This is a genomic window from Paenibacillus sp. FSL R5-0912 (assembly GCF_000758605.1).
In the GTDB taxonomy this organism is placed as follows: domain Bacteria; phylum Bacillota; class Bacilli; order Paenibacillales; family Paenibacillaceae; genus Paenibacillus_AQ.
The window spans coordinates 3,715,370-3,732,999 of the sequence record NZ_CP009282.1 but is presented as its reverse complement, the minus strand read 5'-3'; the positions used below and the strand labels follow the sequence as shown (position 1 = coordinate 3,732,999).

The following is a 17,630-nucleotide window of genomic DNA, read 5'->3' as shown; positions in this document are numbered from 1 at the left end:
TTATCTCTCCCTTGTATGTTCGCTCAATTTGTTCAGCAGACCCAGCAGCTGGTGCAGCTCCGTTTCATCCAGACGCTTCATCACGCTGGCAACAGCTTCCCGGTTTCCAGGCAACTGTTCAGACAGCAGGACGCGGCCAGCTTCGGTAATCGAAATCACCGTCTTGCGTCCATCCTTCGCATGATCCGCACGGGAGATATAACCGTCTTTCTCCAGCGGAGTGAGCAGGAGGCTGATATTGGCTTTGGTTACACCGATTCTCTCAGCGAGCAGTGAAGGCAGTATCGCTCCCCCTTGCTTCGCAATCTCTACCAGTACGCGAATTCTTGCCCCGTTCAGCCCTTGAGCCTGCCAGTATTTCTCGGATACGGCTACTGCATGGGCTGTCGCTCCCACCATAGCGAAGAAAACCTCATTGTGGAGCGGCAGCTCCAGCACATACTTTTGCAGTGCATCCATCCGTGCATCCAGCCGATCATTCATTCTTTCACTCATAAGTCCATTCATAGAATCATCCATCAGTCCGTTCAATTGTTCGTCGGCTGGTTTATTCATCCGCTCACCCATTTGATCACCCATTCTATCATTCAAAGTTTTGTCCATATCGCCCTTTATTGAGACATAACGCCTCTTAACGAGACATAACGCCTCTTAACGCTTCTTAAGGTCCCTTAACGATGCAAACTAATTATAGTTAATAGCTTAACTATATTTAAATAGAGAATAACTCAACCAGCTCTTATTGTCAAAATGTTGCATCAGTGCCCCCCGGTAGATGTGGGTTTAAACTAAAAGCCATTTTAATGACACATAGTTTGGGTTTGGGTGTGCGTTTGGGTGTGCATTTAGGGGTGCGTTTGGACTAACGGTTTTTGGTACTAGTTTGATCATACGATTTCAGTACTCGGCTGGTTTAGGCATTCGGTTGGGTATTCATTCGGATCTTGCGCAGGATTACTGGTGATTTAACCGGACTAAGCCCGGATTGTTGTATTAAATGCAAGATTTTTTCTTAATTTACTTGTAAAAATGGTTATTGTTGTACTTTTACAACGATTCTTACGATTCAGCCGGTTATCGGACTGAATTGTTGTAGTTTGTGCAAGATTCCCGGTAAATTAGCGAGATCGAATTCGAATTGTTGTACTTTCTGCAGGATTTCTCCCTCGCTTGATCGGATCAGGCCTGCTATGTTCCACTTTTCGCATAAATAAAACCCCCTATCCTTCAGTCGAAGGTAGGGGGCAAGGCGGAAGGCACACGGAGGACGTCAAAAGGTACAAATTACGGTAGATGGTACACTTCCGATAGATGGTACAGTTACCGTAGATGGTACACTTCCGATAGATGGTACAGTTACCGTAGATGGTACAGTTCCAGTAGATGGTTCAAATCCGGTAGATGGTACAGAACACAGTAGCTGGCTCACGTACAATTATGTCGCCTCCACTAGAGGATCTTTTAGATCAATACCGCCTTAGCCGTTGAAGTTACTGGTTCTTCGTTGTAGCTCATACTACCCTCCAGAACAACCTCCAGCTTGATCAGCTCAGAGCGGCTGGCCAGACGGATCGGCGGTCCCCAGGTTCCGTAGCCGGAGGAGACAATGACATGCAGCTTGTCTTTGAGCAGATAACCCCAGTCCAGCTCGAACAGGCGTCTCGTAATCCAGTGATTCGGAGCAATCTGCCCGCGGTGGGTATGTCCCGACAGCAGTACATCCACGCCAGCCCGCGCAGCAAGCTCGAAGCCGGTCGGCTGATGATCCATCATAATAATCGGCTTCGTGCGGTCAAGTCCGTCCAGCAGAGCCTCTACACTGAGCCGTCCGCCCGCTTCCATCGCCTCCGCCGTCTTGTCTTTGCGGCCCACAACGTATACTCCCGAGGTTTCCACAACCTCATCCTGCAGAACTTTAATGCCTATGTTCTTCATCACTTCGGTGTACTGCGCAATCGAACCGCCATAATACTCATGATTCCCCAGCACAGCATAGACCCCGTAACGTGCCTTAAGCTGCTTCAACTGCTGGTCCATTCCATTGCGGATAAAAGGTTCGATGCTGTCATCCAGCACATCTCCGGCCAGAAGCACGATATCGGGATTCATCGCATTAATCTCCGAGACCATCCGGCGTAAATGCCGGTTCCCGACAATGTTGCCCAAATGCAGGTCAGAGGCTACAGCTACCGTCAGCGGAACGCTGGTTCCGATAGACTTATCGACTTTCAGTCTGTGGCTCCGCACCACTGTGCTCCAGGCATTACGTGAACCCCATAGCAGGAATACGGCAAGCAGTGCCAGCACGGTAGCTCCAGCTTCGGTCACAAACGCCGAGAGGCCCACACCAGTGAGCGCCAGCACTCCATATACCAGATCGGTCAACGGCAGCAGAAGCACGGCAAACTCCATACAGGCCAAATAATAGGAGCCGACCACCTTGAACAACCGGCCAACCGGCTTAAGCGCCTTCGGCAACGGAACTCTGCCAATAATATAAGAGAAGGCAATCACAAGAAAGACAGGCCAGTACGCAGCAGCATGAATACCCGGCAGCCATTCCTGGAGCAGAACCCACAGATGCCATCCAATGTAGAAATTAACAAGTCCAAGCACAAGAAGCATGATAATTCCCGAAGCCAGCATGCGCATGTTTTTCACCCTATCCACTCCCTTAAGGTAAGTTTCTATAATATCTACTTCAGATCATATCACAAAGTATTCGAGAGGTATAAATTGTGCTCTGCCACTATGAAAAATCTTAGACACATCAGGAACTTTGCAGAATAAAAACGAATCCGTTCTATGTAACAGTTGAGTAACTATTTACGTTAAGCGGGAGAAAGGTGAGGATTTCCTTGGATCATACTTTTGTGAAAACATTGATCCTTACTTCATGAGTTTTGATTACTCTGATACACAAAAGGTGGCAACTAGTGAACATAAGCTAGACGATGATGGAGTAATGATTATCCGCTATACAGAAATCAATAATACTTGGATTGTTGATTGATTCAATCGAGCATACCAAACAAGATCCATCAGCATTTGCTGCAAACTTCTGCCTGAAGATAAAAAATTACTGCTGGAAGATTATTAAGCTGTGTATGCACAGTAAAAAAGAGCCCAGCAGGCTCCATTTATACTTCACTTAATGCTTTCAGAATTTTCCCTTTAGTCTCGTTTAACCGTGTCTCTGCACCATCCGGGTGCAAGGGCTCACTCCAGGCCATCCCATCACCCTCGTACCTTGGAACAACATGCATATGGTAATGGGTCAGATCGGTGAACTACACACCACCTAAGAGGTGGGTGCTTCTTGGTCAATAGAGCTACTGCTCCAAGTTTACCCAAGCTTATAGGCTAGTTCCTAACCCGCTAATGGCCATTTACATGGCTAGTTGTAGAAGATTCAGTGCCGCATTCCGGTCTCTGTCATGCTCTGTATGACAGGCAGGACAGGACCACTCCCGTACGGCTAGGTTCTTTACTTCTGCATTTTTGTAGCCACAGCAGGAACACAATTGACTGCTTGCAAAGTGTTTGGGGGCAATGATTAATTCTCTGCCGTACCATTTCGCTTTGTAGGTCAGCATGTCTCTGAACAGGCTCCAAGACACTTCGGATATGGCTTTGGCTAACTTATGATTCTGCATCATGTTCTTTACACGCAAGTCCTCCATCACGATCACTTGGTTTTCGTTTATCATTTGGGTGGACGTTTTGTGCAAAAAGTCTTTCCGTTGATTCGCTATTTTTTCATGCAGTCTGGCGACCTTCAGCCTTGCTTTATACCGGTTACGGCTCCCTTTCTTCTTTCGTGACAAGTCCTTTTGCAGCTTGGCTAATCGTTGTTCAGACTTCCGCAAGTACTTCGGATTCGGTATGATTTCGCCATGTGAAGGAATCGCAAAGTCTTTCAACCCCAGATCCACACCGATCTTCGTCTCGAGTGGGGGCAATGGGATGATATCCGTTTCCACCAATACGGAAGCGTAATATTTTCCCGTGGGTGTTTTGGAAATGGTGCATGATTTAATACGTCCCTCGAATGGACGGTGCAGCTTGATTTTGATTTTCGTTTTTAGTTTAGGAATTTTGATCCTTCCCTCTGTAATGGCAATGGTTCCCTTCTGGTTATTGGTTGTGAAGCTATGGCTATTCTTCTTGCTCTTGAATTTTGGAAATCCCGCGTTCGGTTCACGGAAGAAATTCTGATATGCCTTGTCCAAGTGAAGCTGGGCATTGGCTAAGGCTAGACTATCCACTTCTTTCAGCCAGGCAAAATCCTTTTTGTAGGGCGCAGGTGTCGTTTGGAGCATCGTTTCCGTTTGCTTGTAATGTTCAATCTTATCTGCAAGCATTCGATTGTAGATGAAGCGAACTGCGCCGAATACTTTAGTGAAGTACTGCTCTTGCTTATAGGTGGGATGGATTCGATACTTATAAGCCTTTAACACCTGTCCACCTCATTTCTGACCTTGAGATTCGATGTACTTCCGGATGACTTCAATCGGCGCACCGCCAGTCGTCAGTAGACAATAACTTCTGGACCAGAAATATTCCTTCCACAGCTGTTGACGAATTACAGGAAATTCTTTCTTAATTAGACGGGAGGATGCACTCTTATAAGCGTTCAGAAATTTAGAAATATCGCTATTGGGGTGAGCATTCATTAGAATGTGAACATGATCCTTGTCATGCTTCCATTCCTGCAGGGTGATATTGTAATTAGGCTGAATAGACTCAAATATCTCTTGTAACCGATTCGAAATGTCATCGTCTATTACTTTTCTGCGGTACTTCACGACTAGAACAAGATGATAATGAAGAGAGAATACTGAATGATTATTTGTGTCTAATTCCACGGATATCACAACCTATTTCATAATACTACTGAATACTTTTATTGTAATATTTTAGGTTGTATTTGTCTATGAGAAAGACCGCTGACATTCATCCCGCCACTTAGAGAAGTGGGGGAATTCTGACAGCTAACTGTTAAATTTACCGCCGTCAGCACAAATTCTAATCCCATCCGGTTTGTACAAGCTTTTGAGCAGCGCAGTAACCTTCTGCGAAGCATCCATAACCGCATGCGCGGTTTCCGGGTCCAGCTCGTCAGTATCCAGGTAATGCTTTTTAGGAAGAATCAGGGTATGCCCTTCATTGAACGGAGCGATATCAAGGACACAAGTGATAAGTTCATTTTCCAGTATAATATTCAGGTCTGGTTCAATACCCTTAGCGATTCTGCATCCCAGGCAATCCATATTGCGCCTCTCTCCCCTCTAAAAAAAGAAAATGCCCTGCGGCATCTTCGTGTTCCGGATTATGTAGTTAAACGGCTTTGTTACCTTTGGCTGCGATACAGTCCCCGATCAGCTTGTCACATTTGTGAATATGATTAATCAGCCAGTCAGTCAAAGTTCGGTTAAGCTTGATTGTTGACAATACGGATACCCCTTTGGTCTTAATGCTCTCTTCCAGATCAAGAACGGTCTGTACGAATTCAGCATGCGTCTTCTGGTGTTCTGTCAGTTCAGGGAAGTCGATGTCCTTCATCAATTGCTCTTCACTGCCGAAATGCTCCACGGTGTAGTCCTTGAGGAATTTCAGTGTTTCTTCGATCTTCTCTTTGCCCTGCTGATTGGTACATGCTTCAAAAAAGTCATTCAGCTTCACAAGCAGCTGTCTGTGCTGGCAGTCAATCTTCTCTACTCCGATGTCATATGAATCCTTCCAGGTAATCAATGACTCACCTACCCTTTACAATAAATTACATAATGAAAAGCATAATTTATTGTCCACTTTTCCGCATAAAACCTCTATAAACAACATCACACGTCATGCTAATTGTCGAATAAGGTGGACTGAGCCACGATAATCCGTAAGGTCTCTGGAGTCGGCTGGATGTTAATTCCGCTGAGTCTGTAACATAGGTTGTACTGGTCTTCTAGCAGGCTGTTAACCTATATTTCGCATCCTCAAGTTAGATTCCACTCTAGATTGTATCTGTACAGCTTCGATGGGCGGTGTCCGGCATCGCGGGTACTCTCATCCGTCTCAATCACCCGCTCAGCAATCTTGCGGCGGAATGCGGCGGCGAGCAGCTCTTTGCCAAGGATGATTTCATACACACGCTGAAGCTCGGACAATGTGAAGAGCGGCGGCATCAGATTGAATACAATATCGGTATACTCAGCTTTGCCGCGCAAGCGTTCGATTGCAGCCTGCACCATCATTAGATGGTCAAAAGAAAACCCCGAGCTCCGGACAATCTCACGGTCCATATGGCGGACATGCCCCCGGATGGTTTCGGTAAGCCTGACCACACCACTGAGCTTCGCCTGTTCATTCTGCAGAATAATCTCCACAAATGTCTCCAGCCGGGTGCCCTGCTCCAGCTCCTCACGGCGTGTCTCCAGGATATTGTAAGAAACCTCAAACCAGGCGGCTGCGGCCGCATCATCCCCTGCCTGTACAGTCAACGCTTTGCGGTCCACGAGTGCCATGTAAGAACAACTGATCACACGCATACGCGGATCACGCTGAACATCGCCCCAGGTATATAACTGTTCCATATAAATATTATCAATATTAGTCTCACTGTACAGCTCCCGGCGGGCTGCCTCCTCTACGCTTTCGTGGATCCCCACGAATCCTCCAGGCAACGCCCATTGTCCCAGAAAAGGATGTTCACCGCGCTGTATCAGCAGAAGCTGCAGTGATTTCTCGGCCAGCTTGCGGTAATTATCCTGCTGCTCCTCCATTACGGTGAAGATCAGCATATCCACAGCAACAGACGGACGTTCATAGTTCCCGGCGTCATAAGTCTTCAGGAACTGCTCTTCGGTTAGACCGTTGTGATCAGTGACGGGTTGGTTTGGCATGCGTGCACTCCTTTTTCTCATAATTATACCTCTTGTTAATAACATAGTGTTATTATATATCGGTTCCTGGAATGCATGCCAATCACAAGTATAGCTGGAAAAATGACAAAATCCCGTTATAGTACCCTCTTATTACTTCAAAAACTGGTAATACCTCTATTCTGATTTGGCATGCCGCATATCGCCCATAAGACCTTTGAAGAAAAATTGAATAAAGCGTTCTTCGGAAATAACAGGATGATCGGAAGGTCCAGTCTCTTGGAACTGAATCATCGCTTTCTGGTACATATTGAAATAAAAGAATAGTTCGTCTTCCTTCAAATCCTCTGCCACATACTGCTCCTCCTTCCCGCGCTGAACGAGCTTCAGCAGAAATGGAACGAACCTCATCGCCAGAAACCGGTCCACTCTCCCTTGCATCGCAAGACTATCAGCAGATTGATTCATGCAGTCATGAATGACCTTGACGTATTTCATTTCCTCCGTCATTACCGTATACATGAGCTTTGGATAAGACATATGGCCTTCTATTAACTGCTCATATCTCTTCAATTGTTCCTCCATCATTTCACTGATAGCTTCAAATAACAGATCGTCCTTGCTCCCGAAATAATTGTAGATGGATACTTGAGATACTTCCTTTGAATGGATGGGACATTGTATATGCCGTCATTTATGGAAACAAAAACCAGAGCATAAAGGAAAACTGTATACAGGCGGCTACTTCCGCTATTCCGTCCATATTAACTATTTCGGAGATGTATTGTGGGTGCTTGCGATGGCGCTCACCGCATGGAACGCATGGGCGCTGCTCGTACCACTATGGTTGTTCTGTTTCTTCGCATTCTACAACATCCCGATGCTCGATAAGTACCTTGCCGAGAAGTATGACAATGATTTCGAACATTACCGTAAAAAAACAAAAACATTTATTTCTTTTATCTTTTAACTGAGCGTTTTGCATCATTCGTTTTCCAGAAAAAAATAAGGATAGCATATATGCTATCCGTTTGTCTGCCAATGGTTCGAAGCAACTATATATGAATCACAAGGGTTCAATATGGACAAGCACCGTAGCTACTTGATGGCGGTCTTTCAACTGGTCCTCAATCTCTTCCGTAATATCATGGCTCTGCACCACATTCAGTCTGGAATCCACAAGTACCGTAGTATCCACTAGTACATTGTTTCCGTGAATGCGGGCTTTGATATCCTTAATTAACTCTACGCCTTCAATCTCCGATACCGTCTGCTTCATTAACTCCAGCTCACTTGCATCGAATCCGTCTGTCAGGTCATGAGTGGCTTTGCGGAAGATATCCCAAGCGGTTTTGCAAATCAGCAGACCGACAATGGTAGCAGTAAGCGGATCAAGCCAGGGAATGCCGAACTGTGAGCCGATAATACCAATAAAGGCACCCACGCTTACGAGCGCATCCGAACGGTTATCCTGGGCAACGGCATGCATCGCATTGCTGTTCAATTTACGGGCAAGCTTGATGTTATACCTAAACACAGCGATCATAATCACAGCACAGGCAGCTGCCGTCCACGCGGCAATTAGATCAGGGGTTTCCAGCGAAGGCTGAATGAACTTGTTGACACCCTGATACAGCACTTGAAAGCCTACAGCAATCATAATGAAGGAGGCGATCAGTGCAGCAACTGTCTCTGCTCTGAAATGACCATAGCTGTGATTGGAATCCGGGGGTCTGCGGGAAATCTTCAGGCCTGTCAAAATGGCTATGGAAGCAATAATATCGGTGCTGTTATTCAGTCCGTCGGCAAGTAGTGCCTGCGAGCCTGAAACGGAGCCGATAAACAATTTGACGGCAGATAGCAAGATGTAGGCTAGTAGACTGAGCCAAGCCCCTTTTTCACTTTGTTTAATATCGCTGTAATTATCCAAGAAAAAGGACCTCCAAATATTAGTATTGTTCCATACTACACGCTGACTGGCGGGTGGGTCTAGAGAAACAGTGTTGCCGGACTGCGCAAGAGTTAACCCCGCCAAATAGAGTTGCGGAGCCGGAAGTATGTTGCCTTGCGCAACATTGTTTGCCCCGGTTCAACATGGAGCACGAATCCCTGTCGCAGAACCCTGTAACTTTTCATTGCAAACATCGTCTAACTAATAAGAAGCCGTCACGGCAGCCGCATTAAAAAGCGGATCCCCTCCTTATATAGGAGGTATCCGCTGTAAAAGCAAACGAAAGGGACAAGTCCGGAATTATTTTATTCCGCCGGAGGTGTAAAGGAACGGGCGGCGAACTCGGCATCCAGCATATAGAAAGCATTACTGTCCGTTTCAATCCGTTTGAGCTTGGCGATAATATTGCTGAAGAGCGCTTCTTCTTCCACCTGCTCGTCAATGAACCATTTGAGGAAATAGATTGTAGCATGCTCGCGTTCATCCAGGGCCAAATCAGCCAGATGATAGAATTTCTTCGTATTCTGCTGCTCATGGGCGAAGGCATGCTCGAACGCATCCAGCATAGATGAATATTCATTGTTCGGCTCCGGCAGGGCGGCAAGGGTGGCACGATAGTCACGGTCGTTGAGGAATTTGTAGATTTTCATCGCATGGAACCGCTCTTCTTCAGCCTGCACCAGGAAAAAGTTGGCGAATCCATCCAGACTTTCACCGGAACAATACGCGGCCATCGCCAGGTATACATGAGCGGAGTAGAACTCGAAATTCATCTGTTCATTTAGCGTGTTCATTAATTGTTCTTTCATTGACAGGTCACCTCATCCTTCTCATTTGTGTACACAGTAAGCAGTTCTTATGTAAAATCTACTTCATCTTAACATTCCTACCCGCCAATCAGCAACCGAAAGGACGAATTCCAACAATGAAATGGTTCAGCCCACGGCAATATAAATCGTCCCTGCATCAGCGCCCTCTCTTCCTAGTGACAACCGTTGTTTGTCTTCTGCTGGCAAGTGGTTGTGGAGGAAACGGAAGCTCTGCACAGGCAGGAACGGGTCCTTCCCGGGCACCGGCGTCAGCTTCTCCCTCTGCTCCGGTAACTACACCGGCAGCAGCAGCAGAAACACCTGCAGCCAGTGTCCAGCCCTCCGCTACTCCTGCTTCGGCAGCAAACAGTACAGACACTAGTGACGTTATCTCCCGGAAGCTAGCCGGAATGACTCTGGAGGACAAGATCGGGCAGATGCTGCTGGTCGGAATCGATGGAACTGCGGCAGAGTCAGCGGCACAGAAGATGATTGCCGAAGACAAGGTTGGCGGAATCATCCTCTATTCCGATAATATCAGCAGCCTGAAGCAATTGGTCAGTCTGACCAATGCCTTGAAGAAAAGCAATAACGGCAACCCTGCCCCGCTGTTCATGAGTGTGGACCAGGAAGGCGGCAAGGTGAGCAGGCTTCCTGCTGAATACGCAGTGTTCCCTTCAAATGCAGCGGTAGGAAAAGGGAATACTGCCACCGATGCCGGAACAATGGGCGAACTTCTCGCCCGGGCCGTGAAGTCCTCCGGCTTCAACATGGATTTCGCACCTGTCCTTGATATTAACAGCAATCCGGATAACCCGGTTATTGGTGACCGGTCCTTCGGCAGCACTGCAGATCTGGTAGTCCGACTCGGCATCGCCGAAATGAAGGGCTTGGAGTCTGAAGGGATTGTGCCTGTAGTGAAGCATTATCCCGGCCATGGGGATACTTCCGTGGATTCCCATCTGGAGCTGCCGGTAATTAACAAAACCGAGGCGCAGCTCGCCAAGCTGGAATGGCTACCTTTCCAGGCGGCTATTAAGGAGAAGGCAGATGCAGTTATGGTAGCCCATATCCTGTATCCGAAGCTGGACCCTGAGAAACCCGCTTCCCTGTCCAAAGTAATCATCGGCGAGCAGCTGCGCGGAGAGATGGGCTTCAAGGGAGTTGTCATTACCGATGATCTTACGATGGGCGCTATCGTCAAGAACTACAGCCTCGCTGCGGCTGCAGTCGATACTGTACGGGCCGGCAGCGATATTCTGCTGGTCGCCCACGAGTACAAGAATGAGCAGGCGGTGCGTGCCGCTCTGCTTAGCAGCGTGAAGGACGGTACGATCACAGAATCACGGATTGATGAAAGTGTCTACCGCATTCTTGCACTGAAAGCCAAATATGAGCTGACTGATCAGGTGGTCCCCGTCCCGGATCTTACCGGGCTGAACAACGGGATCAAAGCTTGGCGTAAGCCATTTCATCAGAACAAGTAGTTAACAAGCGGAATCGGTACCACTCTCAACAATTTATACGCTCTGGGGAAGTGAAGCTTACTCCTTATGCAGTAGCGAGAGGTGTGAACCAGCAGAGTTGGAAAAAAGGCACTTAATTCTGCCGAAACCATGCGCTTCAGGGAGGCAGTTGGAAAAAGTACAATTAATCCACTGAGCCCCAAGGATTTTAGCAGAATTCGGTCTGATTAAGTGTTGTTTATCCAACTGTTTCCAGGAATTGTGCCCGTGACATCAAATTAGATGTACTAATTCCACTTAGATCATCCGCCGCGCTCCGCCTGTAATTTGTATTTAAAAATAGCCCCAAACCCGGCAATCAACCCGGTTGGGGCTATTCATTGTTGCTATACTACTGCAGAACTACGGTGTCTCCTGCCTTCAGTCCTGACAGCACTTCCGTTTTGTCTGTTGTTTCCATTCCGACCTTAATCTCTTTCCGTTCATACTGCCCGTTCCCTTTGTCCAGCATCACAAAGGCCAATTCACCTTCACGGATAACAGCGATATTGGATACAACCACTGCTTTCTCTTTGCGCGAGGTTTCGATGTCTCCGCTCAGGCTGAGTCCGCCGATCAAATGCTCGTCCGGCTGGAGGGAGATGACGACTTCAAATTGCGGAATTTGTCCGGCTGTGTTCTGGCCTGTGGTGGTGGTGGCAAATTTGGCTACTTCTGTTACCTCACCGTTCAGGATCAGGTCCTTCATCGCGGTCATCTTCACCTTAACCTTCATGCCTTTTTTGATGCGGAAGATATCCTGCTCTCCGACCTGGGCAATGAACTCCACCTTCTTCATGTCCACAATCTTGCCGATGTATTGATTGTCGGTTACCGTCTGCGGCCGTTCAGTGCTGCTGTCAAACAGGAAGATGCCGTTCTCCGGTGCATGATACACGGCAGTGCCCAGCTTCGCCTTCTTCTCCGAAAGCTCCTTGGCTTGAATCTCGGCAGTCACCTGATTCAGCTCGTCGTTCAGTCGCGCCGTTTCCTGGGCGGCCAATGCTTTCAGCCGTTCCGCTTCCGTACCGGCCGGAGCCGCAGTATCGTCCTCCTGCTGGCTGACAAAAGCGTTCAGCTCTCCCTCCAGCTTCGCCTTGCGGTTGGCAGCCTCTGCTGTCGCAATCTCATTGCGGAGCGTAGTCTGATCCAGAGTGAAGAGCACATCGCCCTTCTTCACCTGCGCCCCATTCTCGACCTTCCAAGCCGTAACCTTGGAGGCGAAAGGTGCGTATACCAGCGTCTCCTGCTGGTATTGCGATCTGCCCTTGATCTGTATCGAGGTGGTTAGCGTTTCCTCTGTTACCGGGAAGCTGATCACCTGCATCGTTTCCGGCGGAAGCTCCGCAACCTCCTTGCCCTTGAAGAATTTGGTATACCCCAGATAACCTGCGGTACTGATGATACCTAAGATTATGATCCACTTCAGGCTCTTCTTTAGAGTCCTCTTCATCATTTCGGCTTCCTTTCTAGCTTAGGGTTAGTCTCGTTTAATGGCAGTTAATGCATCGGTTCTGGAGGCGCTGATCGCCGGATAAATCCCCGACAATACGCCGGTCATAATGGCAAAGGACATCCCGATCGGCAAATTCATCGGCGGGATGAAGAAATTCATTCCATCGCCTGCCGAACCGACCAGCTTATTCAGCCCCATGACAATCAAGTAAGAGAACAAGACACCAAGCATTCCGCCCAGCAGTCCCAGAAGCGCAGCTTCTGTAATGAACATATTGCGGATCTGCCCCATGTTCGCTCCCAGCACCTTCATAATTCCAATCTGCCGGCGCCGCTGATGAGTCGACATGGTCATAGCCACAATGATGGAGATCGAAGCGATCACCAGGATGAATACCCCGATTCCGAGTGCAGCCATCTTAATCATGTCGAATTGTTCTTTCAGCATCTCCTGCTGGAATAGATTGTCTTGAGCGTTCAGTGTCAGCTTCTGAATCATCTGCTCCACCGACTTGATGTTCGCCACATCGTCCACTTTGACCGTAAGCGAGTTATACGTCCCCTCCGGCGGAAGCGTGAGCACACTGGTGGTGGAATTATCGAAGGTCAGCTCCTTGGAGAGCTGCAAGGCCGTTTCGGGCGACATGTACATAATCTTCTCATACGATGCCCGCAAGTCATCCATTCCCTTGGGAGTTGCCAGAATTCCGTCTACCTGAAGCGGCGAGCTAAGCTTGATAACCGGTGTTGTAGAGCTGTAATCCTGAGCCTGAATCTGGATCTGCTTCCGATACATTTCGGTGGGCACTGTGGCTAATTTGTCATATTGCTGGTACAGGTCCTGATTGAACGGTTCCGCATTCATCTGGTCAAACAGCTTCTGACGGGTCTCCAGATCAATCAAGCCAAGAGTGGCCCCGTAATTCAGCACAATTGACCCCACCTGACCACCGGCCGCCCCTTGCTTGAACTTGTGATCATAGGCCGTCAGCATATGCAAATCGGCAATGATGATACGGATATCGGCGATTTTGTTATCTACGGTCACCATCTGCAGGTATCCGGCTTCCTGGAACGGGGAAGCGGCCTTTACATGATTTAACCCCTGGATGATCTTCAGCTTCTGGTCGGTCAGCTTACCCGGGTCGAGGTTCTCATTCACCTCTCCAGAACCGCCGCCCCCGCTGCCGCCCTTGCCGGTTGATGGAATCCCGCCGCCCGGCGAGACCATGATTTCATCCATTTTGAAATTCTGATTCACCTGTTCAGTCACATAGACCTGAGCAGATTGGCCCACACTCAAGGCCACGATAATAGCTGCGCAGCCGATGGAAATCCCGGTCATACATAGACCTGTGACCACCTTGCGCCGTTTGACCTGTTCCCAGGCCATCCGTGAAATATCTCTGATCTTCACGGCTTCCCTCCCTCTGCAGGCTTAACTTCCACAGCGGTCTGGTGTTCAGGTTCTTCAGCGGTCTGATGTTCATCCGCTGCTGCTGTCAGGTGTTCTGTCTCTACAGCTTCCTGCTCAGCTTCTGCAGCTAATTGCTCTTCAACCTCAACCACTACCACTGCTTCCTGTTCAGCTTCCTCGGCTATTTGCTGTTCAACCACTACTTCTCTCTGCGATTCTGTAATCAGGAAGCCATCCCTGAGCGTAAAAATCCGCTGCATTTGTTCAGCCACCTTGTATTCATGGGTAACCACAATAAACGTGGTCTTCATCGTACGGTTCAGATTCAGCAGAATGCTGATAATCTCCTCTTCGGTCTTGGAATCCAGGTTCCCCGTCGGCTCATCGGCGAAGATGACCGACGGCTCTGTGATCAGCGACCGGGCAATACTGACCCGCTGCTGCTGTCCACCGGAGAGCTGGGAAGGAAATAAATCCGCCTTGTCGGGAATCCCCACCTGCTCCAGCAGCGCAAGCGCCTTTGCCTTGCGGGCCTTGGGAGAGACCGACTGGAAGACCAGCGGCAGCTCCACATTCTCACGGACCGTGAGGCTTGAAATCAGCTCATATGCCTGAAAGATAAAGCCGATATTCTTGCGCCGGAACTCGGCAAGCTTATTCTCGCCCATCTTCACAATGTCCTGGTCGGCAATGTAGATATGACCTTCCGTAGGCTTCATCAAGCCGGCCATCAGATTAAGGAGCGTCGACTTGCCGGACCCCGAGCTGCCCAGTAGTGCAACCATCTCCCCCTGATTGATCGAAAAATTGATTTTATGAAGAACGGATGTCCATTCATTACCGCTTTTGTACGAATGCGTAATATCTTCAACACGCAACATGGAAGCTGCTCCTTTTTAGGCTGATGTGAATTTCAATTACTATGATTTAGGCGGAAGCTCTTCTTTGACGATATAGACCTGGCCGCCGAGCATCAGCCGTTCGCCCTGGAATTCATCATACAAGGTTAATTTATAAGTACCACCGCCGAGAGTTTTGTACAGGCTTCTGTTGATGGCGAGCGAATAGACGTTGTTCGTTCCCTCAATCAGGTCGGTACCTATGATGAGCGTCTTTTCCTGCGAGATTCCGAAAGGATCGGTAATTTGTAAAATAAGCTTATGCTCCAAGGCTCCTGCATCGTATTGATAATCCCGCTTCAAATTGTAGTTAATTGAAATATTGATAGTATCCGTGGATATCATATGTCTGCCTTCTGAGCTCAGGAAGGAAATGGTATAAGGATATAGAACCGTATTCAGTAGTGTGGTTGCCGGTACATTGGCCTGCGGATTCAGCTGGAGCGCAGCCACATCTACAAATCCGGTCGCTTCCTCCTTACTCTCAATCAGCTTGCCTCCGTTGATACCGGCACCCAGATAGAGGGAGATGTCACTGATGTCCGTGGTTTTGGGCAGCTTGGTCCAGAAGACCACGAGCTGTTTCGCACCGGGAGCAGCGCTGTTATCTGATTGGCTAGGCGTTGCCTCAAAATATTGTCCATCTTTGGTTCTGTAATATGCCTGCAGCCGGGCCATCTTGCTCTGTCGCTTTTCTTCACTGCTCATGAGCAGCTCGGTATAGACCAGATTGTAATTTTCCCCTTCATAGACGGTCGTTCTGTTTTCCTGCACAGTGGCTGTTTTGCCTTTTCCATTGACGGTGTAGTTCTTGCCCTGCGGAATGATGGCGATACTGTTAATCGAGTTGTTAATGCTCAGATCCAGGAATGGAACGGTTTCTGTATTCTCTGTGCCGTATAAGGCGATTCGGATATCCCGGAACTCAGCCGTATAGGCGATTTTGCCGAGTACATACAGTACCACTGACTTGCCGGGGGCCAGAACCGAAGATTCTTTATTCTCCATGAACAGATCCGTAGTCACAAGCAGACTGTCATTATCGAGCTTGATGGAACCTTTAAGTTCCGGCAGGGTCAGCGACACGGATTGTGTATTGGTAATTTTCAGTCTGGCGGCTACAATATCATCATCTCTCCAAGGGTAACGCTGCACAGATTGAATACTGTAAGAGAAGGAGCCGTATGAATTCGTCGTCATGTACTCCTGCCCCGTCTGCACATCCGCACGAAGCGCGTAAGGAATGACGAAATAGGCAACCGGGAAAATCATTTTGGATGTCGTTGCTCCACTGCCAGCATTCCCTGCACCAGGCGTTCCTTCTGTACCTTCTGTACCTGCCGTACCAGATCCAATTGCTGTATCCGCGCCAACCGCTTCGATCATCATGAGCTGCAGCCCGGATTGCTCCACTTCAAGCGGTACGCGGACCGTCAGCGGAATGATTTTGGTCTCTAGCGGCTTGAGCGTAACTCCGCTTAACCCCTTCGCACTCACCGGGAAGGTTGTGCCTTTCTGGGATTTGACCGCCAGCTCATAGCTTGGCAGCGTGACTGCTTTGTTGCCGGTATTCTTGATCTGCATCTGAAAAGTCCATACCGCATCAGCATCCTGTGAATATACATTGGCATTGCGTATCAGCGTTTCTATGGTATTGCTGTTCACGATGATTTTTTTGACTACGCCGCTGCCGACGACCAGATTAGGCGATGTGGCCGCTGGAAGCTTATAGGCCGATTTCGGCAGCTCCAGCTTCGTAGTTTCATCCTTTTGCGTAAATTGAAGCTTCATATTATCCGTCTTGAGGTAAGCTGGTATTTCAGCCAGATAATAGATGCTCCGCTTCTCTTGCGGCTGAATCTTGTAATCCGCCTGCGTGCTGCTTAATGCAAGCTCAAAGGAAGTCCCGCTGGCGGATACCAGGTACGCGGAATACCCCGGATCACCCAGCACCTTGTTTCCTTTATTGGTCAGATTGAGCCCTACCTTGGCATAGACTTTGCCGCCGTATTTGTAGAGCTGCAGTGAATCCGCACTGACTGTAACAGGAATGTCGTTCATGGTGGTATTCAGACTTGTACCGGTTGCAGCAGCTGTAGAGTAATTCGCCGGAACTGCGTAAGAACCCGTCTGCTTCAAGTACCCCTTCGCCTTGGCGTCCCAGACCAGCATAGAGATCTTAAGGCCCTGCAAGGATGAAGTTTGTCCCACATTTACATAGTAGGTAACGCTCAGACTTTCTTTCGCTCCGACCTTTTTCTTCAGTGCATCCGTACCTACCGGATTTCCCGGAAGCACTGAACCTCCAGGTGTTACAACCCGTGAGAAATATTTCAGCAGACTCGCGCTTGAATTACCGGAATTGGTATATTTCAGCGTATAAGATACGATATTTCCGCCGGTCTGACTCCAGATGTTCACGTTCTCAAGGACTGCTGTCACCCCGGCTCCCAGCGTAACGGGATTGAATTTGAATGCTGGTGCAGCGGCAGATGCCGCCGCATTCTTAGTTGTTGCGGCTGCGGCGGCAACGGGGGCAGCGATGCTGCCGGCCAGCTGACCGGCTACAAGCGTACTCACGAGCAGAGCAGCATATGTAACTCTATACTTTCTCATTTATTTCCCTCCAGATGTATTTACTAGCAATATTATAGTTGCAGATCGCGTGGAAATTGTATCCACTTTGTAACCCTTCGCTTCCGTTTGTAACCTTCTCAAGCAA

Annotated in this window: 16 protein-coding genes and 1 pseudogene; 2 read left to right on the top strand and 15 right to left on the bottom strand. The window is 48.5% G+C overall.

Features of this window, described 5'->3' with window-relative positions; translation table 11 throughout:
* The 8 genes from R50912_RS15820 to R50912_RS15785 form a co-directional block, all read right to left on the bottom strand.
* Entirely contained in the window at positions 1–555 is a 555-nt protein-coding gene (locus R50912_RS15820) for a MarR family winged helix-turn-helix transcriptional regulator (protein WP_331281918.1), read from the bottom strand.
* Between the two features lie 906 nt (positions 556–1,461).
* Entirely contained in the window at positions 1,462–2,652 is a 1,191-nt protein-coding gene (locus R50912_RS15815) for a metallophosphoesterase (protein WP_042236235.1), read from the bottom strand.
* 737 nt (positions 2,653–3,389) lie between these two features.
* The gene (gene tnpB, locus R50912_RS15810; RefSeq protein ID WP_042236234.1) at positions 3,390–4,460 is read right to left on the bottom strand and encodes an IS200/IS605 family element RNA-guided endonuclease TnpB; all 1,071 of its coding nucleotides are present in this window, start codon (positions 4,458–4,460) and stop codon (positions 3,390–3,392) included.
* Positions 4,461–4,469: 9 nt separating this feature from the next.
* Positions 4,470–4,868, bottom strand: a complete 399-nt coding sequence (tnpA, locus tag R50912_RS15805; protein WP_042236233.1) for an IS200/IS605 family transposase — start codon at positions 4,866–4,868, stop codon at positions 4,470–4,472.
* A 126-nt stretch (positions 4,869–4,994) separates the two neighbouring features.
* Positions 4,995–5,273 (bottom strand): HIT family protein, encoded by a 279-nt coding sequence (locus R50912_RS15800; RefSeq protein WP_081956522.1) that lies wholly within the window; start codon positions 5,271–5,273, stop codon positions 4,995–4,997.
* Between the two features lie 67 nt (positions 5,274–5,340).
* Entirely contained in the window at positions 5,341–5,754 is a 414-nt protein-coding gene (locus R50912_RS15795) for a bacteriohemerythrin (protein WP_081956521.1), read from the bottom strand.
* A 233-nt stretch (positions 5,755–5,987) separates the two neighbouring features.
* Positions 5,988–6,893 (bottom strand): NUDIX hydrolase, encoded by a 906-nt coding sequence (locus tag R50912_RS15790; protein ID WP_042236232.1) that lies wholly within the window; start codon positions 6,891–6,893, stop codon positions 5,988–5,990.
* Between the two features lie 156 nt (positions 6,894–7,049).
* Entirely contained in the window at positions 7,050–7,445 is a 396-nt protein-coding gene (locus tag R50912_RS15785) for a hypothetical protein (RefSeq protein WP_197073091.1), read from the bottom strand.
* A gap of 97 nt (positions 7,446–7,542) precedes the next feature.
* Here R50912_RS15785 and R50912_RS34220 point away from each other — a divergent pair, with 97 nt between their 5' ends.
* On the top strand, positions 7,543–7,842 hold the full coding sequence (locus R50912_RS34220; protein WP_081956520.1) for a DUF1295 domain-containing protein: 300 nt from the start codon (positions 7,543–7,545) through the stop codon (positions 7,840–7,842).
* Between the two features lie 96 nt (positions 7,843–7,938).
* Here the strand turns inward: R50912_RS34220 and R50912_RS15775 are convergent, their stop codons facing one another.
* The 3 genes from R50912_RS15775 to R50912_RS35915 all read right to left on the bottom strand — a co-directional run bounded on the left by R50912_RS15775 (position 7,939) and on the right by R50912_RS35915 (position 10,011).
* A complete protein-coding gene (locus tag R50912_RS15775) occupies positions 7,939–8,802 on the bottom strand; it encodes a cation diffusion facilitator family transporter (protein WP_039292727.1) in 864 nt (287 codons plus the stop codon).
* A gap of 326 nt (positions 8,803–9,128) precedes the next feature.
* Positions 9,129–9,632, bottom strand: coding sequence for a ferritin (locus R50912_RS15770; RefSeq protein ID WP_039292730.1), 504 nt, complete (start codon positions 9,630–9,632; stop codon positions 9,129–9,131).
* A gap of 157 nt (positions 9,633–9,789) precedes the next feature.
* On the bottom strand, positions 9,790–10,011 hold the full coding sequence (locus R50912_RS35915) for a hypothetical protein (RefSeq protein ID WP_231637864.1): 222 nt from the start codon (positions 10,009–10,011) through the stop codon (positions 9,790–9,792).
* A gap of 31 nt (positions 10,012–10,042) precedes the next feature.
* Between R50912_RS35915 and nagZ the strand changes: the two genes are divergently transcribed.
* Positions 10,043–11,119 (top strand): beta-N-acetylhexosaminidase, encoded by a 1,077-nt coding sequence (gene nagZ / locus R50912_RS15765; RefSeq protein WP_231637863.1) that lies wholly within the window; start codon positions 10,043–10,045, stop codon positions 11,117–11,119.
* A gap of 370 nt (positions 11,120–11,489) precedes the next feature.
* On the opposite strand, the gene R50912_RS15760 is transcribed toward nagZ, so the two are convergent.
* The 4 genes and pseudogenes from R50912_RS15760 to R50912_RS15745 form a co-directional block, all read right to left on the bottom strand.
* Positions 11,490–12,593, bottom strand: a complete 1,104-nt coding sequence (locus R50912_RS15760; protein ID WP_331281917.1) for an efflux RND transporter periplasmic adaptor subunit — start codon at positions 12,591–12,593, stop codon at positions 11,490–11,492.
* Positions 12,594–12,617: 24 nt separating this feature from the next.
* Positions 12,618–14,009 carry an ABC transporter permease gene (locus R50912_RS15755; RefSeq protein ID WP_052416374.1) on the bottom strand — a complete coding sequence of 464 codons (1,392 nt, stop codon included), beginning with the start codon at positions 14,007–14,009 and terminating at the stop codon, positions 12,618–12,620.
* Between the two features lie 215 nt (positions 14,010–14,224).
* A pseudogene (locus R50912_RS15750) lies at positions 14,225–14,890 on the bottom strand (ABC transporter ATP-binding protein); the annotation flags it as partial.
* 39 nt (positions 14,891–14,929) lie between these two features.
* Positions 14,930–17,524, bottom strand: a complete 2,595-nt coding sequence (locus R50912_RS15745) for a hypothetical protein (RefSeq protein ID WP_052416373.1) — start codon at positions 17,522–17,524, stop codon at positions 14,930–14,932.
* Positions 17,525–17,630: the final 106 nt, after the last annotated feature.

Excerpts from the sequence above, each read along its gene's own strand:
- R50912_RS15820 (WP_331281918.1), bottom strand. The coding sequence starts at position 555 with ATGAATAAACCAGCCGACGAACAATTGAACGGACTGATGGATGATTCT.
- R50912_RS15760 (WP_331281917.1), bottom strand. The coding sequence starts at position 12,593 with ATGATGAAGAGGACTCTAAAGAAGAGCCTGAAGTGGATCATAATCTTA.
- nagZ (WP_231637863.1), top strand. The coding sequence starts at position 10,043 with ATGACTCTGGAGGACAAGATCGGGCAGATGCTGCTGGTCGGAATCGAT.
- R50912_RS15745 (WP_052416373.1), bottom strand. The coding sequence starts at position 17,524 with ATGAGAAAGTATAGAGTTACATATGCTGCTCTGCTCGTGAGTACGCTT.
- R50912_RS15790 (WP_042236232.1), bottom strand. The coding sequence starts at position 6,893 with ATGCCAAACCAACCCGTCACTGATCACAACGGTCTAACCGAAGAGCAG.
- R50912_RS15770 (WP_039292730.1), bottom strand. The coding sequence starts at position 9,632 with ATGAAAGAACAATTAATGAACACGCTAAATGAACAGATGAATTTCGAG.
- R50912_RS15815 (WP_042236235.1), bottom strand. The coding sequence starts at position 2,652 with ATGCGCATGCTGGCTTCGGGAATTATCATGCTTCTTGTGCTTGGACTT.
- R50912_RS15800 (WP_081956522.1), bottom strand. The coding sequence starts at position 5,273 with ATGGATTGCCTGGGATGCAGAATCGCTAAGGGTATTGAACCAGACCTG.
- R50912_RS34220 (WP_081956520.1), top strand. The coding sequence starts at position 7,543 with ATGGGACATTGTATATGCCGTCATTTATGGAAACAAAAACCAGAGCAT.